At 72.9% G+C, this 23,429-nt stretch carries 20 protein-coding genes; 10 read left to right on the top strand and 10 right to left on the bottom strand.

From position 1 onward, the window contains the following. Window positions 1-32 precede the first annotated feature (32 nt). Together ACIRYZ_RS16145 and ACIRYZ_RS16140 are read left to right on the top strand one after the other, a co-directional pair. Window positions 33-2,423, top strand: coding sequence for an FxsB family cyclophane-forming radical SAM/SPASM peptide maturase (locus ACIRYZ_RS16145; RefSeq protein WP_402944335.1), 2,391 nt, complete (start codon window positions 33-35; stop codon window positions 2,421-2,423). Window positions 2,424-2,438: 15 nt separating this feature from the next. Then, window positions 2,439-3,218 (top strand): aminoglycoside N(3)-acetyltransferase, encoded by a 780-nt coding sequence (locus ACIRYZ_RS16140; protein WP_402944332.1) that lies wholly within the window; start codon window positions 2,439-2,441, stop codon window positions 3,216-3,218. Between the two features lie 63 nt (window positions 3,219-3,281). On the opposite strand, the gene ACIRYZ_RS16135 is transcribed toward ACIRYZ_RS16140, so the two are convergent. Together ACIRYZ_RS16135 and ACIRYZ_RS16130 are read right to left on the bottom strand one after the other, a co-directional pair. Then, window positions 3,282-3,791 carry a hypothetical protein gene (locus ACIRYZ_RS16135; RefSeq protein ID WP_402944330.1) on the bottom strand — a complete coding sequence of 170 codons (510 nt, stop codon included), beginning with the start codon at window positions 3,789-3,791 and terminating at the stop codon, window positions 3,282-3,284. 224 nt (window positions 3,792-4,015) lie between these two features. Further along, the gene (locus ACIRYZ_RS16130; protein WP_402944327.1) at window positions 4,016-4,576 is read right to left on the bottom strand and encodes a GNAT family N-acetyltransferase; all 561 of its coding nucleotides are present in this window, start codon (window positions 4,574-4,576) and stop codon (window positions 4,016-4,018) included. Window positions 4,577-5,021: 445 nt separating this feature from the next. Between ACIRYZ_RS16130 and ACIRYZ_RS16125 the strand changes: the two genes are divergently transcribed. Then, window positions 5,022-5,312 (top strand): hypothetical protein, encoded by a 291-nt coding sequence (locus ACIRYZ_RS16125; RefSeq protein WP_402944324.1) that lies wholly within the window; start codon window positions 5,022-5,024, stop codon window positions 5,310-5,312. 20 nt (window positions 5,313-5,332) lie between these two features. Here ACIRYZ_RS16125 and ACIRYZ_RS16120 read toward each other — a convergent pair whose 3' ends face one another. Continuing rightward, window positions 5,333-5,881, bottom strand: coding sequence for an NIPSNAP family protein (locus tag ACIRYZ_RS16120; protein WP_402944321.1), 549 nt, complete (start codon window positions 5,879-5,881; stop codon window positions 5,333-5,335). Then, a complete protein-coding gene (locus tag ACIRYZ_RS16115; RefSeq protein ID WP_402944318.1) occupies window positions 5,878-6,357 on the bottom strand; it encodes a hypothetical protein in 480 nt (159 codons plus the stop codon). Before ACIRYZ_RS16115 ends, ACIRYZ_RS16120 begins: the two co-directional genes overlap by 4 nt. A gap of 64 nt (window positions 6,358-6,421) precedes the next feature. On the opposite strand from ACIRYZ_RS16115, the gene ACIRYZ_RS16110 reads away from it, so the two are divergent. Continuing rightward, window positions 6,422-7,351 carry a helix-turn-helix transcriptional regulator gene (locus tag ACIRYZ_RS16110; RefSeq protein WP_402944315.1) on the top strand — a complete coding sequence of 310 codons (930 nt, stop codon included), beginning with the start codon at window positions 6,422-6,424 and terminating at the stop codon, window positions 7,349-7,351. A gap of 4 nt (window positions 7,352-7,355) precedes the next feature. Here the strand turns inward: ACIRYZ_RS16110 and ACIRYZ_RS16105 are convergent, their stop codons facing one another. Continuing rightward, a complete protein-coding gene (locus ACIRYZ_RS16105) occupies window positions 7,356-7,553 on the bottom strand; it encodes a DUF397 domain-containing protein (RefSeq protein WP_402944314.1) in 198 nt (65 codons plus the stop codon). Window positions 7,554-7,751: 198 nt separating this feature from the next. Between ACIRYZ_RS16105 and ACIRYZ_RS16100 the strand changes: the two genes are divergently transcribed. From ACIRYZ_RS16100 to ACIRYZ_RS16090, 3 genes are read left to right on the top strand one after another with little or no spacing between them, the layout of a single operon-like run. Further along, a complete protein-coding gene (locus ACIRYZ_RS16100) occupies window positions 7,752-9,191 on the top strand; it encodes a TIR-like protein FxsC (RefSeq protein WP_402944312.1) in 1,440 nt (479 codons plus the stop codon). After that, window positions 9,188-13,183, top strand: a complete 3,996-nt coding sequence (gene fxsT / locus ACIRYZ_RS16095; protein WP_402944309.1) for an FxSxx-COOH system tetratricopeptide repeat protein — start codon at window positions 9,188-9,190, stop codon at window positions 13,181-13,183. Before ACIRYZ_RS16100 ends, fxsT begins: the two co-directional genes overlap by 4 nt. A gap of 30 nt (window positions 13,184-13,213) precedes the next feature. Next, window positions 13,214-14,179: a 2-hydroxyacid dehydrogenase gene (locus ACIRYZ_RS16090; protein WP_402944306.1), complete on the top strand. Its 966-nt coding sequence runs from the start codon at window positions 13,214-13,216 to the stop codon at window positions 14,177-14,179. A gap of 13 nt (window positions 14,180-14,192) precedes the next feature. On the opposite strand, the gene ACIRYZ_RS16085 is transcribed toward ACIRYZ_RS16090, so the two are convergent. From ACIRYZ_RS16085 to ACIRYZ_RS16075, 3 genes are all read right to left on the bottom strand, one after another. Further along, window positions 14,193-15,047: an alpha/beta fold hydrolase gene (locus ACIRYZ_RS16085; RefSeq protein WP_393033860.1), complete on the bottom strand. Its 855-nt coding sequence runs from the start codon at window positions 15,045-15,047 to the stop codon at window positions 14,193-14,195. 22 nt (window positions 15,048-15,069) lie between these two features. Then, window positions 15,070-15,978, bottom strand: a complete 909-nt coding sequence (locus ACIRYZ_RS16080) for a DUF4231 domain-containing protein (protein ID WP_402944304.1) — start codon at window positions 15,976-15,978, stop codon at window positions 15,070-15,072. A gap of 207 nt (window positions 15,979-16,185) precedes the next feature. Further along, window positions 16,186-16,950, bottom strand: coding sequence for a sugar isomerase domain-containing protein (locus ACIRYZ_RS16075; protein WP_402944301.1), 765 nt, complete (start codon window positions 16,948-16,950; stop codon window positions 16,186-16,188). A gap of 220 nt (window positions 16,951-17,170) precedes the next feature. On the opposite strand from ACIRYZ_RS16075, the gene ACIRYZ_RS16070 reads away from it, so the two are divergent. After that, complete coding sequence (locus ACIRYZ_RS16070; protein ID WP_402944298.1) at window positions 17,171-17,863, top strand: metal-dependent transcriptional regulator; 693 nt, start codon at window positions 17,171-17,173, stop codon at window positions 17,861-17,863. 454 nt (window positions 17,864-18,317) lie between these two features. On the opposite strand, the gene ACIRYZ_RS16065 is transcribed toward ACIRYZ_RS16070, so the two are convergent. Then, on the bottom strand, window positions 18,318-18,968 hold the full coding sequence (locus ACIRYZ_RS16065) for a bifunctional DNA primase/polymerase (protein ID WP_402944628.1): 651 nt from the start codon (window positions 18,966-18,968) through the stop codon (window positions 18,318-18,320). A gap of 360 nt (window positions 18,969-19,328) precedes the next feature. Between ACIRYZ_RS16065 and ACIRYZ_RS16060 the strand changes: the two genes are divergently transcribed. Beyond that, window positions 19,329-20,705 (top strand): transcriptional regulator, encoded by a 1,377-nt coding sequence (locus ACIRYZ_RS16060; protein WP_380611218.1) that lies wholly within the window; start codon window positions 19,329-19,331, stop codon window positions 20,703-20,705. A 204-nt stretch (window positions 20,706-20,909) separates the two neighbouring features. Beyond that, the gene (locus ACIRYZ_RS16055) at window positions 20,910-22,049 is read left to right on the top strand and encodes a hypothetical protein (protein WP_402944295.1); all 1,140 of its coding nucleotides are present in this window, start codon (window positions 20,910-20,912) and stop codon (window positions 22,047-22,049) included. Between the two features lie 74 nt (window positions 22,050-22,123). On the opposite strand, the gene ACIRYZ_RS16050 is transcribed toward ACIRYZ_RS16055, so the two are convergent. Continuing rightward, window positions 22,124-23,425 (bottom strand): ABC transporter substrate-binding protein, encoded by a 1,302-nt coding sequence (locus ACIRYZ_RS16050; protein ID WP_402944293.1) that lies wholly within the window; start codon window positions 23,423-23,425, stop codon window positions 22,124-22,126. Window positions 23,426-23,429 lie beyond the last annotated feature (4 nt).

Raw genomic sequence — 23,429 nt, 5'->3', positions numbered from 1 at the left:
GGACCTCTGGCCGAGCTGAACCTGCCACACCTATGACGACGCGAATTCCGGTGCCACTGACGCAATTCGTGGTCAAGATGCACAGCCGGTGCGATCTCGCCTGCGACCACTGCTACGTCTACGAGCACGCCGACAGCAGCTGGCGCTCCCGCCCCAAGGTCATCGGGGGCGAGATCCTGGCCAAGGCCGCCGAACGGATCGGCGAGCACGCGGCCGCCCATCGGCTGTCCGCCGTCCGGGTCGTCCTGCACGGGGGAGAACCCCTGCTCGCCGGCCCGGACCGGTTGCGCCGCGCCGCCGAAGCGCTCCGGGCGGCACTTCCGCCCGGCTGCGCCCTCGACCTGCGCATCCACACCAACGGTGTGCTGCTGAGCCGCGCCTTCCTCTCGCTGTTCGCGGAGCTGGACGTCAAGGTCGGCATCTCGCTGGACGGCGACAAGGCCGCCAACGACCGCCACCGACGCTTCGCCGACGGCCGCAGCAGCCACCCCCAGGTCCTGCGGGCGGTCGCACTGCTGAACGAGCCGGACCACCGGCACCTCTTCGCCGGGCTGCTGTGCACCATCGACATCGAGAACGACCCGGCCGCCGTGTACCGGGCGCTGGCCGAACTCCGGCCCCCGGCCGTCGACTTCCTGCTGCCGCACGCCACGTGGGAGGAGCTGCCGAAGCGGGTCCCGGGCGGCGGCGACACCCCGTACGCCGACTGGCTGCTCACTGTCCACAGGCTGTGGGAAGCGGACCGGCGGCCGTTCGCCGTGCGCACCTTCGAGTCCGTTTACCGGACCCGGCGCGGGCTCTCCAGCCTCACCGAGTCGCTCGGCCTGGAGCCCTCGGACCTGGCGGTGCTGGAGACGGACGGGACCTTCGAGCAGGCCGACAGCCTGAAGACCGCGTACGACGGCGCGCCCGCCACCGGGATGAACGTCTTCGAGCACAGCCTCGACGACCTCGCCCGCCACCCCGGCATCGCCGCCCGCCAGTCCGGCCTGGCCGGACTGAGCGCCGACTGCCGTGCCTGCCCCGTGGTCCGCTCGTGCGGGGGCGGGCTGTACGCCCACCGCTACCGGGCGGACACTGGTTTCGACAATCCCTCTGTCTACTGCGGTGACCTCATGACGCTCATCAACGGCATTGCGGAAAACGGTGGTTCGACCTCGGTGTCCGCACAGGGCGGCGAGCCGCTGCTGCCCGCCGCGCTCACTCCGGCTCAACTCGACGAACTGGCACGGGGGTACGGGGGAGCCGATACGGTTGCCGCCCTCGGGCGCTCCCAACTCTCGCTGACCCGCGCGATGCTGGCCGCCGCCTGGGACGCCTCCGGGCAGGGACGGGCCGAGGCATGGGGCTTGCTGTCGGAGCTGGACGGCGCGGAGCCCGCGGCCGTGGACGCGGTGCTGGCGCATCCGTACGCGCGGGCGTGGGCGGCGCGGCGGCTGGGTGGGGATCTTTCGGTCGGGCTCGGGGAGTTGGCGGCGCTGGCCGCCGCGGCGGCGGTGCGGGCCGGGCGGGGGGACGCGGTCGCGGTGCCGGTGCGGGGCGGGTGGCTGCACCTGCCGACCTTGGGGCGGGTCGCCGTGCCGGACGGGGAAGCGGTGGTCACCGGGCTGGCGGACGGGTTCGAGGTGCGGGCCTCGGACGGGTCGGTGTTCACGGAGCTGGACCAGCCGCTGCGGCGGGTCCGCCTGGCGGGCGGCTGGACGGTCGCACTGGAGGACGTCGACCCGCTGCGGGACAGCCACGACCACGCCTGCGCCGAGCGACTGTCGGACGGCGAACTGCTGGGCTGGACGGGTGCGTTGCGGGAGGCCTGGGAGCTGCTCGGGAGGGACCTGCCCGGGTACGCGGAGGGCATCCGGGCGGGGCTGGCGACGGTGACGCCGCTGCGGCCCGGGCCGCAGGGGCGGGACGTCAGCTCGGCGGCCCGGCAGGCGTACGGCGCGGTGGGCATCGCCCGGCCCGCGACGGCGCCGACGCTGGCGCTGCTGCTCGCGCACGAGTTCCAGCACGTGAAGCTGGGCGCGGTGCTGGACCTGTTCGACCTGTACGACCGGGCCGACGACCGGCTGTACTTCGCCCCCTGGCGGCCCGATCCGCGCCCCCTGGAGGGGCTGCTCCAGGGGACGTACGCGCACCTGGCGGTGACCGAGTACTGGGGCACCCGGACGGCCGCGTACGACGGGCTGCCGGGCGAGGCCGCCGACCGGGCGCGGGCGCAGTTCGCGCTCTGGCGGCGGTACACGGCGGAGGCGGTCGAGCGCTTGGCCGAGTCGGGGACGCTGACCGCGCTCGGTCGGCGTTTCGCGGACGGGATGCGGGAAAGCGCCTCCCCGTGGCTCGCGGTGCCGCTGCCGGCGGAGGCGGAGCGGGACGCCGAGCGGGCGCGCCGGGAACGTGGGCAACTCCGCCTCGCCGAGGCCTGATTCGAAGGAGCCGTCGTGATATCTGTAGCCGCTCTCACCGCCGCGTTCACCGCAATGGGGGTCCGCCCCGGAACGGTGCTGCACGTCCAGGCCTCGCTACGGGCGCTCGGGCCGATCGAGGGCGGGGCGGGCGGTGTGGTCGACGCCCTGTCCGAAGCCCTCGGCCCTGACGGCACGTTGGTGGCCTTCACCGCCACGCCCGAGAACTCCTCGACCTCGCGGATCTACCGGGCCGCCGTCGCCGGGCTGTCCCCGGCCGAGGCCGAGGCCTATCGGGAGCGGATGCCGCGCTTCGACCCGGCCACCACCCCGGCCTCCCCGACCGTGGGCGCGCTGTCCGAGGAGATCCGCACCCGGCCCGGCGCCCTGCGCAGCGGTCACCCGCAGACCTCCTGGGCGGCGGTCGGCCCGTTGGCCGCGGAGATCACCGCCCACCATCCTCTGACGTCCCACCTTGGCCCGGATTCCCCTTTGGGTCGCCTCTACGACCTCGACGCCCGGGTGCTGCAACTCGGCGTCGGGATGGCCCGCTTCACCGCCTTCCACCTCGCCGACCTGCGCCAGCCAGGTGTGCAGGTCCGTGAGTACCGCTGCGTCGCCCCCGACGGCTGGACCACCTTCCAGGCCCCCGACCTGGACGATCTGCACTTCGCCGACCTCGGCGCCCGCGTCCTCGCCGCCGCCGCCGGCGTCACCACCGCCCGTATCGGCGCCGCCGACTGCCGCCTCGTGCCGGTCCGGGAGGCCGTCGACCTCGCCGACCGGTTCCTCCGCACCACCCCCGCCGCCAGCTGATCCCGCCGTTTCCTCGCCCCGCCCCCGCCGGCCTTCACCGGGCGGGGGCGGAGCCAGGGGCAGTCAGTGGTCGAGGTCGACCGTGAAGCGCCTCGTGCCCGGAGCGATCGTGTCGGCGTGGATCTGGCCACGAGCCCGGTCGAACTCCCCGGTGCCTCCGGTGATCCCGTTGTCGAACGACGGGGGAGGGCCCGGGTTGAGGAACCCGAAGACGAACCCCTGCGAGGAGAGCTGGCCGCCCGGGAGGTTGTAGGTCACGGTGCACTCCTCCGCGCCGCCGTTGTCGACCCGGGTGGTGACGCAGGTGCCGCCGGTTTCACCGATCTGCTTGCCGTCCTGGTCGAAGAGGATCGAGCGGAAGACGGCCCGATCGCCCTGGGCGGGGGCGCCCCCGGGGTTGACGGGGAAGTAGGTCTCCTCGGCGAGGTGGCCGATGAGTGTGAAGGTCCGGTCTTTGCCCTTGGCGGGGGCGGAATCGGTGTCCACCCCGGCGGCGGCCGCGACGGGGGCGCAGGCGAGAAGAGTGGCCAGGGCAGTGGCCGTGCCGAGACAGGCTGCTCTGATGGGGCGCATCGTGGCTCCTGAGGCTGATGTTCACGGATGATCGGATGGCGGACTGTCATCCGATGGCATTCATAACCTCGCCTCTGCCGCCGCCCGGAACGTCCCGACGCGACCCACCGGCAGATCCGACCAGTCGGACCAACCCGGGACGAGAGCGGCCCGCCCGACGGCCGATCCGGCCAGGGGATGCACCGGTCCGGTCGCACGGGCGAAGGCCGTCCGGCGGGTGACGGCTACCGGCGCCGCTGCCAGTCGGACCGGGTGAGCGCGTACTCGACCTCGCCGTGCTCGGAGCCGGGGATCGCGTCCGGCCAGTCGCCGGTGAAGTTCCGGAGGAACGACAGCCCGGACTTCTCCATCACGCGCCGGGACCGGGTGTTGACGGCCATGGTGTTCGCGGTGACCCGCTCCACCCCGAGGTCGGTGAAGCCCTTGTCGATCAGCTCCCGCGACCCCTCGGTGGCGTAGCCCTTGCCCCAGGACGCCTGGTTCAGGCGGTACCCGAGCTCCACGACGGCGGGGCTGTGCTCGTCGAGGGGGCGGAACTCGAACCAGCCGAGGAAGACGCCGGTGGCCTTCTCCTCGGCGGCCCAGAAGCCACGGGTGCCGAAGCAGGGGTAGTCGTGGAGGAGGCGCGGCAGGATCCTCGTCTCGACCGTCTCCCGGCTGGTCGGCTCACCGCCGTTGATGAACCGCATCACCTCGGGATCGTTGTCCAGGGCGAAGAGGTGGTCGGCGTCGGCGTCGGTGAACGGGCGCAGCACGAGCCGCTCGGTCTCAAGGAAGACAGGCATCTCGCGATCTTCGCCGCCTGAAGTCGGGCATGCCACCGGATATCCCCGTGCCCCGGCGGCGGGCCGGGGCACGGGAGGAGGTCAGGCGACGAAGTGGTCGAACTCGCCGGCCTTGGCGCCGTTGATCCAGGCGTTGAGCTTGGCGCGGGTAGTGGTGACTATGTGAGTGGGGTCGTCGGACAGTCGGCCTTGTCGCCGCTGAAGCTCGATTTCTGCCAGTTGAGTTGGCTCATGGCTATCTTCCCTGGAGCTTGTAACGAACGTGCTGGATCAAGCCCAGCGAGTCGCGCTGGGTTGCTGACGGAGAGCGCGTGGCGGCATGCAGGGGAGGAAGTGCCAGTCCTCTGATCCGCTCGAACTTCCGTCGGAATGCTGCCACGTCCTCAGGGTCTCCCAAGAAGTACGAGCTGTGCGGCTGTTCCAATAGAACGGTGTCCAGGCGCGCGTGAGCTCCACGTGGCAGGACCCCTCGTACCCCGGACACGACGACTGGCGGATGCTCGGCGCGGGCGGCTGCGGCGCCGATGTCGTCCACGTGGACGCGACGCCCGTGCGTCTCGACCGCCCGATACCGGGCGAGCTCCTCGGGCGGCTCACCTGGCGCAACCGCCGGAACCAGACCCGCGGGCTGAAGTACGTGGTGGACGGCCGCCTCGAACGCTTCGTCAGCCTCCAGGGGTTCTACCGGCTGACCCCCGAGTCGGCCGACGAGCTCGCGGAGCTCGTCGGCCCCTGACGTCCGTGGAAGCGCGGTGGTTACGGCGTCACGGGCTCCAACCGGAGCCGTTGGTAGGGCCAGGGCGGTGGCTCGGTGGGGCCGAACCAGACGCGGACGTCCTCGCCGGTGCGGACGGGGAGTTGGGGGAAGTCGTTCTCGGCGTGCTCGGTGCGGTGCAGCGCGTGCTCCGGGCCCAGATGCCGGGCGGCGTAGGCGGCGAAGGTGGCTGCGTCGGGGTGGCAGATGGTTGCGAGCACCTCGCGACCGCCCAAAGGAAGCGCGAAGCCGGGGCCGCGCAGCAGCAGGACGTCGTCGCTGTCGACCATGGTGGCGTTGGCCGCGTCGCGGTGCGCCCGCCAGACCGGGCCGCCGTAGAACGCCTCCAGTGCGCGGCGGCGCTCGGGCATCGAGGGGAAGGCACGCAGCCAGACGAAGCGGTCCGGGTGGTCGAGGTCGCGGAACCGGCCGCCGACGGTGATGCCCACCGCCTGCTGGCCGGTCACGAACTCGCGCTCGAAGAGCTCGATCAGGGTCTCCCGGGCGCCTTGGTGCAGGGTGTACTGGCGCAGTTCGACGACGAGGCTCATGCGCCGCCCAGCCCGCTGAAGGCCGGACCGGTGCGGGTGAAGTCCATGGTCCAGTTGTGTTCCCAGGTCCGGCCCTCGTCGGCCGAGAACTCCTGCTCCCAGCGGGCCGTGTCCGGGCCGAGCTGGTACCAGGTGAAGTGCACCCGGATCGGGCGGCCGTCGAGGGTGTCATCGCCGTAGAAGTCACCGCGGTCGCCGGTGAATCCGCCGGTCACCGGGGGGTCGAGCTGTCCCGTCCGGCTGTCGGACCAGTGGATCGACCACTGCTCCGTAGCGCGGTCGAACAGTCGCAGGGTCACGCCCCGGCGGTCGAGGGTGGGGAAGACGATCTCGTCGATGTTGCCCGCACCCCCGAACAGGGGCCGGATGACCGAGTGGCCGGGGAACTCCTCCCAGGTGCCGCCGCCGGTGAGCGGTGCGGTGAGGCGGCGGTTGGCCACGTCCCAGGAGCCGTGCAGGAAGTCGAAGTCGTTCATGGGGTGGAGGCTAGGGACGCTCCACTGACATCCACTGTCAGTGGATATCGGGATACTGGGCGGCATGCGCGCGAGCCGACTGGTCAACCTGCTCCTGCTGCTCCAGAACCGGGGCCGGATGACCGCCCATCAGCTGGCCGAGGAGCTGGAGGTCTCGGCCCGTACGGTCTACCGGGACGTCGAGGCGCTCGCAGGCGCCGGGATCCCGCTGTACGGCGAGGCCGGGCACGCGGGCGGCTACCGGCTGGTCGACGGCTACCGGACCCGCCTCACCGGGCTGACGGCCGACGAGGCGCAGGCCGCCTTCCTCGCCGCGCTCCCGGGCACGGCCGCCGAACTCGGCCTGGGCGAGGCGCTCGCCACCGCCCAGCTCAAGCTGCGGGCCGCTCTCCCGGCCGAGCTGCGCGAGCACGCCGGGCGGATCCAGGAGCGCTTCCTGCTCGACGCCCCCGGCTGGTACGGAGAGGCGGACGAGACCCCGCACCTGGCCGCGGTCGCCTCGGCGGTGTGGGTTCGGCGGGCGGTGGTGCTGCGGTACCGGCGGTGGCGGGCGCCGGAGGAGATCGAGCGGCGGGTGGAGCCGTACGGGCTGGTGCTCAAGGCGGGCCGCTGGTACCTGGTCGCCGGCGGGCCGTCCGGGATACGCACCTACCGGGTCGACCAGGTGATCGAACTGCGGGAACTGGCCGAGGAATTCGCCGTTCCGGACGGTTTCGGGCTGGCCGCCTACTGGCAGGCCTACCTGGACGGCTTCCGCGCCCGGCTGCACACCGGGGAGGCGCTGGTGCGCCTCACCCCGGAGGGCGCGCGCCGACTCGGGGTGGCACCCGCGAGCGGCGGCTGGACGGAGGCCCGGGTGCCCATCGAATCCATCGACCACGCCCACGGGGAGTTCCTGCGCCTCGGCGCCGACGTCGAGGTCCTCGAACCGGCCGAACTCCGCGACCGCATCGCCGAGACGGTCCGGACGCTGGCCGCCCGGTACCGGCGGTGAGGGGTCACAGGCCGACGAAGTGGTCGAACTCGCCGTCCTTGGCGCCCAGGATCCAGGCGTTGAGCTTGGTGCGGGTGGTGGTGACGATGTGGGTGGGGTTGTCGGACTCGCGGATGTAGACGAACTCGCCCTCGGAGGCGATTTCGAGGCAGTTGGTCTGTTCGCCGCTGAAGCTCGACCTCTGCCAGTTGAGCTGGTCCACGGGTGCCTCCCCTGATCGTTTCGCGATGGCCGAAACGAGGGTACTGCTCAGGGAGCGGCGCAGCGGCATCGTTTCGGTCATGTCAATTCGTGCGGGTCGTTGTGCTATTCCATTGGGGTGTCAGTCGTTCCTACACTGAGACCCCGCCGCACGGGGGCTGCGGGAACCAGGTTGCCGACGGGCCCGGGGGAGGCACGTGTGACTGACCGTGGCTGGGACGAGGACGACGCCCGGCCGTACTTCTTCCTCTCCTACGCGCACACCCCCAAGTCCGGTGCGCGCGGAGCCGGTGACCCGAACCACTGGGTCAGGCAGCTGTACCGGGACCTGTGCGAGGCGGTGCTGCAACTCACCACCGTCCCGGCCGGGGTGCCGGTCGGGTTCATGGACGAGTCCATGCACCAGGGCGAGTTGTGGGCCGACCGGCTGTCGGAGGAGTTGGCGACCTGCCGGGTGTTCGTACCGCTGTACTCGCCCCGGTACTTCAGCAGCGTGCCGTGTGGCCAGGAGTGGCACGCCTTCACCCGTCGTCCGGTCTATCCGGCGACCATCGACGCGGAGCGCACCAGCGGCATCGTCCCGGTGCTGTGGGCGCCGATGAGCCGCTACCGGCTGCCTGGGGTGGCCAGTGAACTGCAGTTCAACCACGCGAGTTTCGGGCCCGACTACGCCACCGAGGGCCTGTACGCGCTGATGAAGCTCAGCTACTTCCGCGCCGCCTACGAGCTGGCCGTGCACCGACTGGCGGCGCGGATCGTGCAGGTGGCGGAGGAGACGGTGATCCCGGTCGGGCGGCGGCTGGAATTCAACGGGCTGCCCAGCGCTTTCGACGTGTCCGCCCCGACCAAGCAGCTGCGGATCTCCGTACTCACCTATCACCAGGGCGAGTTGCCGCAGGACCGCAACCCCGACTTCTACGGCGCCCGGCGCACCGACTGGCACCCCTACCGCCCGGCCGGATCACCCATCGCGCAGCACGCCGTGCGCCTGGCCCGGCAGTTGGGGTTCCAGCCGACCGTGCACGAGTTCGACGACGAGGTCGAGTCCATCATCGAGGGCAACGCCGAGGCCCCCGGACTACTGCTGCTGGACCGGTGGGCGCTGCGCGACCCGCGCCGGCGCGAACTGGTCCGCCGTTTCGACCGCTCCGACGCCACCTGGGTGAGCGTGCTGGAGCCGTGGAACACCGACGACCGGGAGTGTCTCGAACGGGACGGCGAGTTCAGCGGGTTGTCCGACCAGACCCTGCGCAAGACCCGACGCGCCGGCCGCCCCAGCTTCCTCGGGGTGACCGGCCCGACCGGGCTGAACACCCTGGAGGACTTCGACGACGCGCTGCCCCGGGCGGCGATGAAGGCCAAGTACGCCTTCGAGGGCCGCACCAGAGCCGAGCCGGAGGAGCCCCCGGCGCCCCGGCCGAGTCTGCGGGAGGCCTTCCGGCGCGGGCCGAGTCCGCACGGATCGAACGGCCCGAACGGCCCGAACGGCCCGAACGGCTTCGAAGAAGGCGGTCACCGGGTCGACTCCTTCGGCCCGGACCCGCACGACCCCGACCGCGACGACCGCAACGACCGCACCGACCGTGACAACGGCGATGACCCCGATGACGGGATGGCGCCCTTGGGAGGACCACGATGAGCGAGAACCGCACCAGGAACCTCCGCCTCGGCGGCCTCACCGCCGCCGAACTCGCCGCCCAGCGCGAGGCGGCCGGGCAGGACCGCAACGGCCGGATCATCACCTTCTACTCGTACAAGGGCGGCACCGGCCGCACCATGGCCCTCGCCAACACCGCCTGGATCCTGGCGGCCAACGGATTCCGCGTGCTCACCGTGGACTGGGACCTGGAAGCGCCCGGCCTGGCCAAGTTCTTCCACCCCTTCCTCGACCCGGCCTCCCTGGCCGGCACCACCGGGATGATGGACCTGATCGCCGAGTACCGCGAGGAGGCGCTGCGCCCGGTCGAGCACGCCGAGGGCTGGCACCTGGACTTCGCGCGGGTGCACCCGCACGCGCTCTCGCTCTCCTGGCCGCACTTCCCCTCCGGTGGCAGCCTGGACTTCCTCTCCGCCGGCCAGTTCAACCGGGACTACTCCGAGGCCGTCACCCACCTCGACTGGGACATCTTCTACGACCGCTTCGACGGCGGGCAGTTCTTCGACGCCCTCAAGGCCGACATGGCCAAGCGCTACGACTACGTGCTGATCGACTCCCGCACCGGCCTGTCCGACATCGCCGAGATCTGCACCGTGCAGATGCCCGACGACCTGGTGGTCTGCTTCACCCTCAGCGACCAGTCCATCGACGGCGCCTCCCGGATCGCCCAGCACATCCACGACCGCTACCGCGAGCGCGGCATCCGCATCCTGCCCGTCCCGATGCGCATCGACGAGGGCGAGAAGGAGAAGGCGGACGCCGGCCGCGCCCTCGCCCGGGTCCGCTTCGACGGCCTGCCGTCCGGCCTGGGCGGCGACGAACTCGCCCAGTACTGGGGCTCGGTGGAGATCCCGTACCGGCCGTTCTACGCCTACGAGGAGATCCTCGCCACCTTCGGCGACCAGACCGGCACCCCCACCTCGATGCTGGCCGCCTGCGAGCGGCTCACCTCCATGATCACCGAGGGGCGGGTCACCGGCCTGCCGTCGATGGACGAGGAGGTGCGGCTGCGCTACGTGGACGCCTTCACCCGCCGCCGCCCGTCCGTCCCCGCCGACCTCTACCTGTCCTACGTGCCCGAGGACCGGATGTGGGCGGACTGGATCGAGTCGATCCTGACCAGGGCCGGCTTCCGGGTGCTGCCGCGCGACCTCAGCGCCGGCACCGACCCGCGCGAGGAGACCGAGCGCGGCATCGACTCCGCCTACCGCACGGTCGCCGTGCTCTCGCCCGCCTACCAGCGCTCCCCGCAGGCGCGGGCGCTGTGGGAGTCGGTGGTCAGCTCCGACCCCTCCGGCACCCGGCGCCAGCTGCTGCCCGTCCGGGTCGGCGACGTCCGGCTCACCGCGCCGTTCAGCAACCGCAACCCGGTGGACCTGGTCGGCCGCGACGAGACACAGTCGATCCAGAGCCTGCTGCGGGCGCTCGGCCGCGGCGACGTCGCGCTCGACGACGCCCCCAGCGGCGGGCCGCGCTTCCCCGGCAGCAAGCCCTCGGTGTGGGACGTCCCGCCGCGCAACCCCTCCTTCACCGGCCGCGCCGCCGTCCTGGAGCAGCTGCGCAACCAGCTGCGCGGCGGCATGGCTGCCGTACTGCCCACCCCGCAGACCCTGTACGGGCTCGGCGGCGTCGGCAAGACCCAGGTGGCGCTGGAGTACGCCCACCGCTTCATGTCCGACTACGACCTGGTGTGGTGGATCGACGCCGAGCAGACCGAGCTGGTCGCCCCGGCGCTGGCCGAACTCGCCCGTCGGCTGGGCCTGCGGGTCGGCGACTCGGTCACCGAGGCCGCCGAGGCCGCGCGGGAGGCGCTGCGTCGCGGCGTGCCCACCTCGCGCTGGCTGCTGATCTTCGACAACGCCGACGAGCCCGCCGAGATCCGCCGGTTCTTCCCCGGCGGCTCCGGCCACATCCTGGTCACCTCCCGCAACCAGGCCTGGACCGGGCACGCCGAGGCGCTGGAGGTCGACGTCTTCACCCGCGGCGAGAGCGTCGAGCACCTGTGCCGGCGCGCCCGCAGCCTCTCCCGGGCGGACGCCGACCGGGTCGCCGAGGCCGTCGGCGACCTGCCGCTGGCCGTCGAGGTGGCCGCCGCCTGGCTGGACACCACCGGCACCCCGGTGGAGACCTACGTCGCCCAGCTGCACGCCGAGGCCGCCCGCGCCCTCGCCGTCGACCACCCCACCGACTACCCGACCCCGGTCGCCGCGACCTGGAACGTCTCGATCGGGCGGCTGCGCCAGCAGTCCCCGGCGGCGGTGCGGCTGCTGCAGCTGTGCGCCTTCTTCGCACCCGAGCCGATCTCGATGAACCTCTTCTACAGCGACCAGATGATCCGGGCGCTGGTGAAGTTCGACGCCGACCTCAGCGACAAGTTCATGCTGGGCAAGGTGATCCAGGCGATCGGCCGGTACGCGCTGGCCAAGGTCGACGCCGGCAGCAACAGCTTCCAGGTGCACCGACTCGTCCAGGCGGTGATCCGGGCCGGGATGAGCGACGACGAGCAGGAGATCGCCGTCCACGAGGTGCACCGCATCCTCACCGGCGCCCGGCCCGTCCTCGGCGACACCGACGACCCGGCCAACTGGCCCGCCTTCGACGAGATCTGGCCGCACCTGTCGCCGTCCAAGGCGCACAACTGCGACGAGGCGGACACCCGCCAGCTGCTCATCGACCGGGTCCGCTACCTGTGGAAGCGCGGGGAGCTGGACCGTGCCCGCGACCTGGGCCACGCGCTGGACGCGGAGTGGACCAGCAAGCTCGGCGAGGACGACCGGCAGACCCTGTTGCTGCGCTTCCAGCTCGCCAACGTGCTGCGCTCCCAAGGCAATTACGCCGAGGCGCTGGCCCTGGACGAAGCCACCCTGGAGCGCCAGCGGGCGCTGCTCGGCGAGCACCACCCGTACACCCTGATGACGGCCGGCTCGCTCGGCGCCGACCGCCGGGCGCTCGGCCGGTTCCAGGCCGCACTGGACCTGGACCAGGAGATCCTGGAGCAGTTCCGGGAGTTGTTCGGCGACGACAACCCGCGCACGCTCTCCATGGCGAACAACCTGGCGATCGACTACCGGCTGGTCGGCAACAGCGAGGCCGCCCGCGAACTCGACCAGGAGACCCTGGACCGGCGCACCGCCGTGCTCGGCCCCAAGCACCCCTACACCCTGTCCACCAAGTCCAACCTGGCCCGCGACCTGCGCGAACTCGGCGACTACCGTGGCTCGGTGGACCTGCTCCAGGAGGTCACCTCCGACCTCGGCGACGTGCTCGACCCGGACCTGCCCGAGAACCTGCGCAACGCCAAGTCGCTGGCGGTCTCGCTGCGCCGGATCGGCCAGCTCGCCGAGGCTCGCCGGATCACCAAGGAGACCTACGAGCGCTACCTGGAGCGCTACGGCGCCGACGCCCCCGACGCGCTGGCCTGCGCGCTCAACCTGGCCGCCGACCACAGCGCCTCCGGCGACAAGGAGGCCGCCCGGGACCTCTGCTCCACCGTGTTCGAGGGCCACCGGCGGCTGTTCGGCGACGAGCACCCATTCACCCTGGCCTGCGCCAACAACCTGGGCATCTACCTGCGCGGCAGCGGCGACGTCCTCGGCGCCATCGAGCGCGGCCGGCTCACCGTCGAGGGGCTGACCCGCTCGGTCGGGGCGGAGCACCCGTACACCCTCAACGCGGTGATCAACCTGGCCAACGCCTACGGCGACGACGGGCGGATAGAGCTCGCCGAGGAGCTCGGCCGGGCCGCCTACCGGGGCCTGTGCGAGCGCTACTCGCCGCAGCACCCGGACGCGGTGGCCTGCGAGGCCAACCTGGCGATCACCCTGCGGGCGGCCGGCCGGCACACCGAGGCCGCCGAGCGGCGCGCACGGGCGATCGCCGAGCTGATCCGGCAGCTCGGCGAGGAGCACCCCAACACGGTGTCGGCGCGCGGCTGGAAGCGGATCAACCGCGACCTGGAGCCGCAGCCGGTGTGACCACGAGGGGGCGGGGTACGCTGCCGAACCATGAGTGACACCCCGCCCCCGGTTCTGGTCACCCGGCGCCTCGCGCCCGGCGTCATCGAACGGCTCACTGCCCGGTACGCCGTCACCTTCCGCGACACCGACGTGCAGATGGACCGGGCCGAGCTGCTCGACGCCGTCCGCGGCCGCCGGGCCGTGCTCACCACCCTGAACGACCGGGTGGACGCGGAGTTCCTGGAGGCGGCGGGCCCTCAGCTGGAGATCGTCGCCAATCACGCGGTGGGCTTCCACAACATCGACCTGGCCGCCTGCGCCGAGCGCGGCGTGCACGTCACCAACACCCCCGGGGTGCTCACCACCGCCACCGCCGAGACGACCTGGGCGCTGCTGCTGGCCGCCACCCGCCGGCTCGGCGAGGGCGAGCGCCTGCTGCGCTCGGGCACCCCCTGGACCTGGGGGCCGAACTTCCTGCTCGGCCTGGAGCTGGCCGGCACCCCGCTGGGCGTGCTCGGCATGGGCCGGATCGGGCAGGCGGTGGCCCGCCGGGCCCGTGCCTTCGACATGCCGGTGAGCTACCACAACCGCCGCGAACTGCCGCCGGAGCAGGCCGAGGGCGCCGAGTGGAAGCCGCTGGAGGAGTTGCTCGCCACCTCCACCGTGCTGGTCGTCACCTGCCCGTGCACCGAGGAGACCCGGCACCTGCTGGACGCCCGCCGGCTGGCGATGCTGCCGCGTGGCGCGGTGGTGGTCAGCATGACCGCCGGCGTGGTGGACGAGGAGGCCCTCGCCGCCGCGCTGGAGTCCGGGGCGCTGTTCGCCGCCGCCGTCGACAACTTCGAGCACGAGCCGGACGTCCCGGCCGCCCTGCTCGCGCAGGAGCGCGCGGTGCTGGCCCCGCACCTGGGCAGCGCCACCGTCCGCACCCGGCAGGCGATGGGCGGCCTCGCGGTGGACAACATCGTGGCCGTACTGGGCGGGGGCGAACCCTTGACCCCGGTGAAGGTCTAGCCAAGCCCTGGTCCTAGCCGGCCGCCCACGCCAGGGCGGTGGTCATCACCCGGAACGCCCCGAAGTGCGCGGCCCCGGGCTCCAGGAACAGTTCGGAGCCCGGGATGTGGTCGCCCAGCCAGCGGGAGTGGTCGACCGGCGAGAACTGGTCGTCCGCGCCGTGCCACAGCCAGGTCGGCACCCGGATCGACCCGACCTCGAACCCCCAGTCGGCGGTGAAGGCCAGCACGTCGTCGATCCAGCCGTCCGCGCCGTGCCGGAACGCCTCCCGGTAGTTGCTCTGCAGCATCTGCCGCAGCCCGCTGTCCGCCACCACCTCCCGGTCGGCGGGGGAGAGTTCGGTGCGCAGCCCCTTCAGCAGCCGGACCGGGTCGTCCTTGATCTGCCGCGAGCGGAACTCCATCGAGTCCGCGATCCGGCTGTGCCCGCGCTCCGCCTCCCGGTAGGCGCGGATGTTGGACGGGGTCATCCCGGCGTACCAGTCCAGGCCGGTCGCGTCGCGTGGCGCGAGGCCCACCAGGACCGCGACCCGGCTCACCCGCTCCGGCAGCAGGGCCGCGCAGGCCAGGGCGTGCGGGCCGCCGCCGGAGCGGCCGAGCACCGCGAAGCCGCCCAGCCCCAACTCGTCGGCGATGGTGCGGACATCGGCCGCCGCGTGGGCCACCCGGCGGTTGAACAGCCGGGTGGAGTCGCCGTAGCCGGGCCGGTCGTAGGAGATCAGCCGCACCCCCAGCCGGTACAGCACGGTGCTGCGCGGGTGCGGGCCGACCCGGCTGCCGGGCATGCCGTGGAGCAGGAACACCGGACGGCCGCGCGGGTCGCCGAGGGACTCGACGGCAAGGGCGCGACCGTCCGCCGTTTTGACCATCCGTAACGCCACGCGTTCCTCCTCAGTGCTCCCGGTCGGTGGTGGTGCGCACCTCCCGGCGGGCCTGCCAGGTGGTGTGCTCGCGGGACACCGCGTCCTCGGCGTCCCGGGCCAGCCGGGCCCAGATCTCCTCGGCGTCCACCGACTCAAGGTCCAGTTGGGCGAGTTGGAAGCGGATCAGCTCCAGCTCGTCGGCCGCCAGCCCGTACGCGGCGGCCAGGGGGCGGTACTGGCGCAGCTGCGCCCAGGCGGTGACCGAGGCGGCCACCGCGGAGACCGTGCCCAGCGCGTCGTAGGTGTAAGCGCCGAGCGCCCGCAGCACCGCCAGCACCAGGCCCAGCGCCGGCAGCAGTACGCCCAGCACGCCCGCCCAGTGCCCGGCCCGGGCGCAGTAGCGGGCCTTGGTGCGGTACCAGTCCTGCTGCACCTGGATTCGCTCGTTCAGGTACACCTCGCGGCGCACCGCCAGCGGCTGGTCGCGCAGGTCGCGCATGGCCTCGGTGATCCCGGCGTGCTCCGCCCCCGGACCCGGCACGGCGACCGGGCTGTCCCGGAAGGCGCCGAGCACCCGGTCGAGCTGGAAGCGGTACAGGCCCTCGGCGTCCGGCAGGCTGCGCGGCGGCGGCTGGTAGGCGTCGGCCCGGACGGCGAACTTCCAGGCCAGCGTCTTCACCGACTCGGCGGCGGCCCGGCCCTCGTACCAGAGGCCCTGCGGGTTCTGCCGGCTGATCACCACGGCCAGTGCCATCGCGCCCAGGTAGGCCGCGGCCGCCGGCCAGGCCCAGGGCTCGCCGTCGGCCGAGCCGGTCGCCGCGGCGACCAGCAGCAGGAGCAGCTCCCAGGCGGAGAGCAGCACCGCGCGGCGCTGGCCCCGCAGGGAGGCCGTGTCGGCGGCCCAGAAGAACTCGGGCAGCAGCTCGCGCTCGCGCACCCACCCGGTCCGTCCCGCACCAGACGCCATGTTCGGCCCCCACCCGTCGCTCCGGTCGCACCGCCTCTCCTGCCCCGGGCGGCTTCCCGGTACGCCTCACGGGCCGCGGGGCCGCCCGCATTGGCCGGGAAGCCCCGGTGGTTTGTCCGATACGCCCCGTGTTCGGCCCGGCACCCAGCGTGGGCCGGGATCGGCCCCCGGCGTGCGTCAGTAGGTGTAGAGGATGCGCTCGGCGTTCTCGGCCATCTGCTCGGCGTTCCACTCGGTGCCGCCCGGGACGTTGCCGGAGCGGAACAGCGGCGGGGCGGGGGCGTCCCCGGCGGCGGCCCGGTCGGCCAGCCGGCCGACCGCGGAGGCGACCACGGCCTGCATCAGCGCGCTGGTCACGATGGTGGAGACCGGGCCGAAGGAGGTCTCGGCGCCCGGGTGGGTCAGCTCGCCGTCGCCGACCGCCACCTTGCTGTCCAGCACCACGTCGCAATGGTCCTTCAGGTAGCTGCCGGAGGGGTGCGCGGAGGGCACCTTGCCCGGGTAGGCCAGCGAGGTCAGCCCGATCACCTTCAGTCCGCGGTCCCGGGCGTGGCGGGCCAGCTCGACCGGCATCACCTGACGGCCGGACAGCGAGATCAGGAACAGCAGGTCCCCGGCGGTCGCCGGGGTGAGGTCCAGGGTGGCGGTGGCCAGCCCGGGGACCCGTTCCAGGGCGGAGGCCAGCGGCGCGGGCATCGTCGTCACCCCGGCCATCCCGGGCACGTTCAGCAGGTTCATCGGGACCAGCCCGCCGGCCCGGTAGACCACGTCCTGGGCCGGCAGCGAGGAGTGCCCGGCGCCGAAGGTGAACACCCGGCGGCCCGCGGAGATCGCCTCCGCCAGCAGGGCGGCGGCCGCCTCGATGGCGTCGGCCTCCTCCTCGCGGACCCGCCGCAGGTGATCGATCGCGGCGTCGAAGTACCTGCCGACCAGGTCGTTCATCGGTTGCCTCCGCTCTCTGCCGGTGGGGGCGCCGGCCGGTGGGGCGGCCGGGGTGGTCCAGACCGCCAGTGGAGAAAGCTACGGCGAGCACGGTCGCGCCCCGGCAGCACAGCTGTCAACAGGAACGAAAACCGGTACCGGAAGCCCCTGGGCGGGCCCGCTTGTCGGTGCGGTACGTCAGAATTGGCGGTGAGGACACCGAAGAACGGAGCCAGCGGCGATGTCTGGGCTGATCGACACCACTGAGATGTACCTTCGCACCATCCTGGAACTGGAGGAAGAGGGCATCGTCCCGATGCGCGCCCGGATCGCCGAGCGCCTGGAGCAGAGCGGCCCCACGGTCAGCCAGACGGTCGGCCGGATGGAGCGCGACGGCCTGCTCCAGGTCGCGGGGGACCGCCACCTCGAACTCACCGAGGAGGGCCGCCGACTCGCGGTGCGCGTCATGCGCAAGCACCGCATCGCCGAGTGCCTGCTGGTCGACGTGATCGGCCTGGAGTGGGAGCAGGTGCACGAAGAGGCCTGCCGCTGGGAGCACGTGATGAGCGAGACGGTCGAGCGCAAGGTGCTCGCCATGCTCGGCCACCCGACCCAGTCCCCGTACGGCAACCCGATCCCGGGCCTGGACGAGCTGGGCGACGCCAAGGCCGAGGGCGAGGGCTTCGACGCCGCGCTCGTCCCGCTGGACACCGTCAAGCCGGGTGCCGCGGGGGCCAGCGTGGTGGTCCGCCGGATCGGCGAGCCGATCCAGACCGACAGCGAGCTGATGAGCACCCTGCGCCGGGCCGGCGTTCGGCCGGGCTCCACGGTGAAGGTGAGCACCGGTGCGGCCGGTGTACTGGTCGGCACCGGGGACACCGCGGCGGAGCTGGGCAAGGACATCGCCCAGCACGTGTTCGTCGCCCAGGCCTGACCCGGCCGGCCTGACCCGTCCGTCCGGCCGGAACGACCGGCACGGACGGCAGCGGCCGACAGGAAACGACAACGGCCGGTACGAACGATCAGGGCCCGCTGCTCCCCGTGCAGCGGGCCCTTCCCGTCCTCCCCGGCTCCCTCCCGGTCCCCTCCGTTCCCTCCCGTCCCTCCCGGTTCCCCTCCACCGCCTCGCCCGGCTTCCCCGTCCGAGCGACCCTTCCGGCGTCCCCTCACACCGCAATTCCTCCCCTCGGCCGATCATGGCAATCCTTGAGCGCTGTCACTCGTACGAGGGGCTTCTTCGCTTGATCAGCGGGTAGATCCGGGTCTTATCCGCGCATGCGTGTGACGGGCCCCGCCTCCGGTGGGAGACAAGGCCCGTCACTCGTGCGCGTGGTGTCGCGCGGTGCACGCCCTCACCCGATCGGGCGCGGGGCGGCAGGATCCGGGGGTCAGACGCCGGCCGGCTGGGCGGCCTGGGCGTGCTGCGCGGGCGCCTCGCGGCCGCACGCGTAGGCGAGCGGGCTGATCAGCTCGGCGGCGTCCGGCAGCCAGCGGTTGAGCGCGGAGGGGGAGCGGGCCCACTGGGCGTAGCCGGTGGAGCCGATCCGGGACGGCGGGGCGACCGTCCAGTCCCCCTCGCCGCGGGCGACCAGGTCCAGCCGTCCGGGCGGCCAGCCCAGCTTGCGAAGCATCTCCGGCAGCTTGGCCGCGACCCCGGGCAGCACCAGGAAGTGCAGTCGCCGCCCCACCCGGTCGGGCGCGGCGGGCAGCACCACGACCGGGCCGAGCTGGAGGTCCATCCGCTCCATCCGGGCCAGCGCCAGGCACCCGGCGGTCTCCGGGACGTCCAGGACGTCGAAGGACCGGCCGGTGGGCAGCAGGATCGAGGCCTTGGGCCGTTCGGTCCACCAGCGGCGCACCGCGCCCGGCCCGGCGCTCGCCTTGCGGGCCCAGTCCGCGTCCAGCGGGTGGGCACCCGGCAGCGCGCAGCGGGGGTCGCCGCAGGAGCAGTGGGCGGGTCCGTCGCCGTCGATCAGCCAGGCGCCCGGGGCCACCTCCCAGTGGCGGTTCTCGGCGTAGCCGACGGCTTCGATCAGCATCGGGGGCAGGCCGGCGTTCTTGTCCTGGCCGGGGGCGTCGGGGATGTCTTCCACGCGCTGCTCAACTACCGTGTGTGAGGCTGGTTACGGCCCGGCGTGGCCCGGTCGGGCGCATCCCGGCAATGTCACCCGAACCGGTGACTCAAGCGAGTTGGGGCGGGCGGAGGCAGGCGCAGCGGGGGCGCACGGAAGCATTTCCCAGGGCGCGCGGGGGGTGCGGTTCGTCACCGTGGGTATCCCGCTGGCGTTGCTGATCGCTAACCTTGTGTCAGATTCCTTGGACGGTCGGACAGTCGGCAACAGATCAGCAGAATCGTCGCCCGCCGGCCGGGACCGGAGGGTGTGGGGAGGCGAAGCCCAATGGCCGCGAGACCACTCGTCGCACGACAGCCCAACGAGCGTCTGCAGCAACTGATCCAGGAGGCCAGCTGCTCCAACGCCGGCCTGGCGCGCAGGGTCAACCTGTGCGGCGCGGAGCACGGACTGGACCTGCGTTACGACAAGACCTCCGTGGCCCGCTGGCTGCGCGGGCAGCAGCCGCGCGGGCAGGCGCCGGCCGTGATCGCCGAGGCCCTGGGCCGCAAGCTCGGCCGCAGCGTGTCGGTCGAGGAGATCGGCATGGCCGACGGCAAGAACCTCAGCTCCGGCATCGGGCTGCAGTTCGCGCCGACCCTGAACGCGGCCCTGGAGCAGGTGTGCGAGCTGTGGCGCAGTGACGTCGGCCGGCGGGACTTCCTGACCGGGGCGACGGTCGCCGCCTCGGCCCTGGTGGAGCCCAGCCGGGACTGGCTGATCACCCCGCCCGACCCGGTGGTGGCGCGCAGCGGCGGACCCCGGGTCGGCCCGACCGACGTGGCCGCGATCAAGGCCACCACCGCGATGCTGGTCGACCTGGACCACCGCTTCGGCAGCGGGCACGTCCGCCCGGTGGTCGTGCACTACCTCAACTCGGTGGTCTCCGGCCTGCTCGGCGGCGCCTACCGGGAGGAGACCGGTCGCCAGCTCTTCGCCGCGGTGGCCCGGCTGACCGAGCTGGCCGGCTACATGGCCGTGGACACCGGGCAGCCCGGGCTGGCCCAGCGCTACTACATCCAGGCCCTGCGGCTGGCCCAGGCCGCCGACGACCGGGGCTACGGCGGCTACGTGCTGGCCGCCTCGATGAGCCACCTGGCGGCCACCCTCGGCAACCCGCGGGAGATCGCCCAGCTGGCCCGCGCGGCCCAGGAGGGCGCCCGGACGGTCGCCACTCCGACGGCGATGGCGATGTTCTACGCCGCCGAGGCCCGCGGCCACGCCCTGCTCGGCGACGCCCGTTCCTGCGAGGCGGTGTCGGCCAAGGCGCTGGAGATGATGGAGAAGCGCCGCGCGGAGGACGACCCGGACTGGATCGCCCACTTCGACGACGCCTACCTCGCCGACGAACTCGCCCACTGCCACCGGGACCTGGAACAGGCCGGCCAGGCCGAGCACTACGCCCGCCGGGCGCTCGACCTGCACCCGCCGACCCGGGTCCGCCGCCGGGCGGTGGACCTGGTGCTCCTCGCCACCGCCCAGCTCCAGCAGCGCGACCTGGAGCGCGCCTGCGAGACGGGCACCCAGGCGGTGCGGCTGCTCAGCGGGCTGCGCTCCAACCGGGGCGTGGAGTACCTGGACGAGTTCCGGCGCCGGCTGGAGCCCTACCGGGAGCAGCGGGTGGTGCGCGAGTTCCACGCCCGGGCGGACGCGGAGGCGGCCTAGGGCCTGTCCTGGGGCCCGTCGGACGGCGGGACGGGTCCTGGGATCGTCTGTGCAGGGAGCGTGTGGGATTGTCCCGCCCACGTGGTCACCCGGTGAGGCGAACCGGTAGCGTGGGCGCGACGTCCAAGGAACTGTGATGCTCCCAAGAACCGACGAGATGTGGTCCGCCGTCAGCCCGCGGTCCGGCCCAGGTGAGGAATCGCGTTGAGCCAGCGCCGGTCGTACCCCAACTCGGGTGACTTCAACCTGGACGATCTGTTCCGTCCGGAGCCCGGCCAGCCCCAGGGCCAGCCGGGCCATCCGCAGGGCCCCACGGCCGTGCCGCCGGTCGGGCAGCCGTCCGGGCAGCCGGAGTACCTCGGCGAGGGCGCGCACGCGATGCCGACCCAGGCCATGCCGGGCCAGCAGCCCCCGTGGGGCGCCGCGCCGCAGCCGGGTTACGGCGTTCCGCATCCCGATGCCCCGGAGACCCAGCACCTGCCGCCGTACCCGGCGGGCGACCCGCAGGGCGGCTACCCGGTGCAGCAGCCCGGTTACGGCATCCCGCCGCAGGCCGGGCCCGGTTACCAGGGCTACGCGCCGCAGCCGCAGCAGCCGGTGTATCCCGCGCAGGGCTACGGCCAGGAGGCCTACGGCCAGAACAACTACGGGCCGGACCCGGACGCCACCCAGGTCGGCGGCTCCGCCCGCGGCGGCCGCCCGTCCGGCAAGCTGATCATCGGCGGTGTGGTGGCGGGCTGCGCGGCGGCCGGCGTGCTGGTCGCCGTGCTGATGAGCGGCGGCGGGAACGACACCAAGGGCGCCCAGAAGACCACCCCGGTCGCCGCCACCGGCAACAGCACCGCGCCCGGCACGGCGAGCGCGAGCGGCTCCGGCGCGGCGGTCGACCCGGAGGTCAAGGCCCAGGCGCAGCCGCTGTCGGACCTGCTGGGCACGGCGAGCGACAGCCGCAGCTCGGTGGTCTCCGCGGTCGCCTCGGTGCAGAAGTGCGACAAGCTCCCGGACTCGCAGCAGGCCCTGGCCGCCGCGGCCGGCAAGCGGCGCGAGCTGCAGACCAAGCTCGGCCAGCTGAAGACCGACAAGCTGCCCGGCGGCCAGCAGCTGATCGACCAGCTCAACGCCGCCTGGACGGCCTCGGCCCAGGCCGACGACGAGTACGCGGCCTGGGCGACGGACGCCCAGGCCTCCTGCGACCCGAAGAAGCCGGACACCGGCAACCAGCACTACAAGAACGCCGTCCAGGCCAGCGGCACGGCGACCACCGCGAAGAAGCAGGCCTCGACCCTGTGGAACGCGATCGCCACCCAGACCGGGCTGCCCAGCCGGGGCGACGGCGACCTGTAGCGGCGCCCCGCCCCGAGCGCCCAAAGGCGAACGGGCGGCCCCGGCCGGGCCCGCCCGTTCGACGGGTTCGCCGGTCAGGCCGGGGGACGGCCCCCGGTGAGCGCCCAGCGGACGTCGACGAAGCCCGGCTGCTGCAGGGTCATCCGGCCGTTCTTGACCACCTGGTAGGTGACCCAGGTGTTCACCAGCCGCGGTGACTCGGTGCTGGGCAGCATGTTGGTGGTGCCCCAGTTCAGCGGCGGGGTGAGGCCCACGTCGATGCCCTCGCCGCTGTCCAGCAGCGCGGTGATCGACTTCGCGGTGACCGGCTTGCCGGCCGCCGACAGCTTCTCGGACACCGACCGGAACACCTCGTAGGCGACCCAGGTGGTCTGCACGCCGGGGTCGGAGACGTCGATGGGCCGCCCGCCGGTGGTGTCGGAGCGCACCACCGCGCGCAGCCCGTCCCAGACCTTGGCCGACTCCGGCGGGTACCAGCTGGCGACGAACGCGCCGGACAGCGGGCCGGAGTCGCCGCCGGTGGAGTCGACCACCGACTGCTGGACACTGCCGATCACCGAGGCGATCCGGGTGTTCTTCGGGTTCTGCCGCCGGTAGGAGTCCAGCAGGTTGCCGGTCGGCTCGGCGGCCAGGGCGCTGGTGATGCAGTTGCCCGGGTCGTCCCGGCCGATCGCCTTGCGGACCCACTGGGTGTAGTCCGAGGACTGCTCCGGCGTCTTGACGTCCAGCAGCTTGATCCCGGCCGGCTTGAGTGCGTTGCCCAGGTAGCCGAGCAGGTTGTCACCGGCCGGGGTGTCCGGGCGGACCAACGAGACGGCCTTGCAGCCGGCGTCGACCAGCTGGCGGCCGCTGCCGGCGATCAGCGCGGGCATCCCGCCGTCCACCGGGTAGGACAGTGGGCTGGAGAACTCGGGCTGGGAGAGGCCGTACCCGCCGATCAGCGGGATGCCGGCGCGCTCCAGCAGCGGCATGAAGGCGTCGCCCCACTGGCTGTAGGAGCCGATCACGGCGACCGCCTTGGCGTCCACCGCCTGCTGGGCGCAGGCCTTGGCGCCGTCCGCCCGGTTGTGCTCGTTGCACGTGATCACGTGCAGCCGGTGGCCGTTTAACCCGCCCTTGATGTTGACGTCCTGGCCGATCGCCTCGGCGAGCGCGGTCATGCCGGGGCGGTCCGCAGAGCCGGTGTCGGACGGGGCCCAGGTCATCACCGTCAGCTCGTCGGCACTGCTGGAGGCGTCGGCCGATCCGCCGCACGCGGAGGCCGAGAAGAGGGCGGGGAGCAGCACCGCGGCGGTCACCGCGGCGGCGATCGGGCGCCGGCGGCGGCGTCGGGCGATCGGGGGGCGGGCCCGGAACGAGTCCCTTCGGCTGGTCATCGGT

Source organism: Kitasatospora sp. NPDC101155 (assembly GCF_044768305.1).
Lineage (GTDB): Bacteria > Actinomycetota > Actinomycetes > Streptomycetales > Streptomycetaceae > Kitasatospora.
The sequence above is the reverse complement of the archived record's forward strand: the minus strand, read 5'-3'. Positions and strand labels throughout refer to the sequence as shown.

Excerpts from the sequence above, each read along its gene's own strand:
- ACIRYZ_RS16085 (WP_393033860.1), bottom strand. The coding sequence starts at position 15,047 with ATGGTCAAAACGGCGGACGGTCGCGCCCTTGCCGTCGAGTCCCTCGGC.
- ACIRYZ_RS16135 (WP_402944330.1), bottom strand. The coding sequence starts at position 3,791 with ATGCGCCCCATCAGAGCAGCCTGTCTCGGCACGGCCACTGCCCTGGCC.
- ACIRYZ_RS16110 (WP_402944315.1), top strand. The coding sequence starts at position 6,422 with ATGCGCGCGAGCCGACTGGTCAACCTGCTCCTGCTGCTCCAGAACCGG.
- ACIRYZ_RS16070 (WP_402944298.1), top strand. The coding sequence starts at position 17,171 with ATGTCTGGGCTGATCGACACCACTGAGATGTACCTTCGCACCATCCTG.
- ACIRYZ_RS16130 (WP_402944327.1), bottom strand. The coding sequence starts at position 4,576 with ATGCCTGTCTTCCTTGAGACCGAGCGGCTCGTGCTGCGCCCGTTCACC.
- ACIRYZ_RS16075 (WP_402944301.1), bottom strand. The coding sequence starts at position 16,950 with ATGAACGACCTGGTCGGCAGGTACTTCGACGCCGCGATCGATCACCTG.
- ACIRYZ_RS16090 (WP_402944306.1), top strand. The coding sequence starts at position 13,214 with ATGAGTGACACCCCGCCCCCGGTTCTGGTCACCCGGCGCCTCGCGCCC.
- fxsT (WP_402944309.1), top strand. The coding sequence starts at position 9,188 with ATGAGCGAGAACCGCACCAGGAACCTCCGCCTCGGCGGCCTCACCGCC.
- ACIRYZ_RS16145 (WP_402944335.1), top strand. The coding sequence starts at position 33 with ATGACGACGCGAATTCCGGTGCCACTGACGCAATTCGTGGTCAAGATG.
- ACIRYZ_RS16120 (WP_402944321.1), bottom strand. The coding sequence starts at position 5,881 with ATGAGCCTCGTCGTCGAACTGCGCCAGTACACCCTGCACCAAGGCGCC.
- ACIRYZ_RS16115 (WP_402944318.1), bottom strand. The coding sequence starts at position 6,357 with ATGAACGACTTCGACTTCCTGCACGGCTCCTGGGACGTGGCCAACCGC.
- ACIRYZ_RS16050 (WP_402944293.1), bottom strand. The coding sequence starts at position 23,425 with ATGACCAGCCGAAGGGACTCGTTCCGGGCCCGCCCCCCGATCGCCCGA.
- ACIRYZ_RS16065 (WP_402944628.1), bottom strand. The coding sequence starts at position 18,968 with ATGCTGATCGAAGCCGTCGGCTACGCCGAGAACCGCCACTGGGAGGTG.
- ACIRYZ_RS16060 (WP_380611218.1), top strand. The coding sequence starts at position 19,329 with ATGGCCGCGAGACCACTCGTCGCACGACAGCCCAACGAGCGTCTGCAG.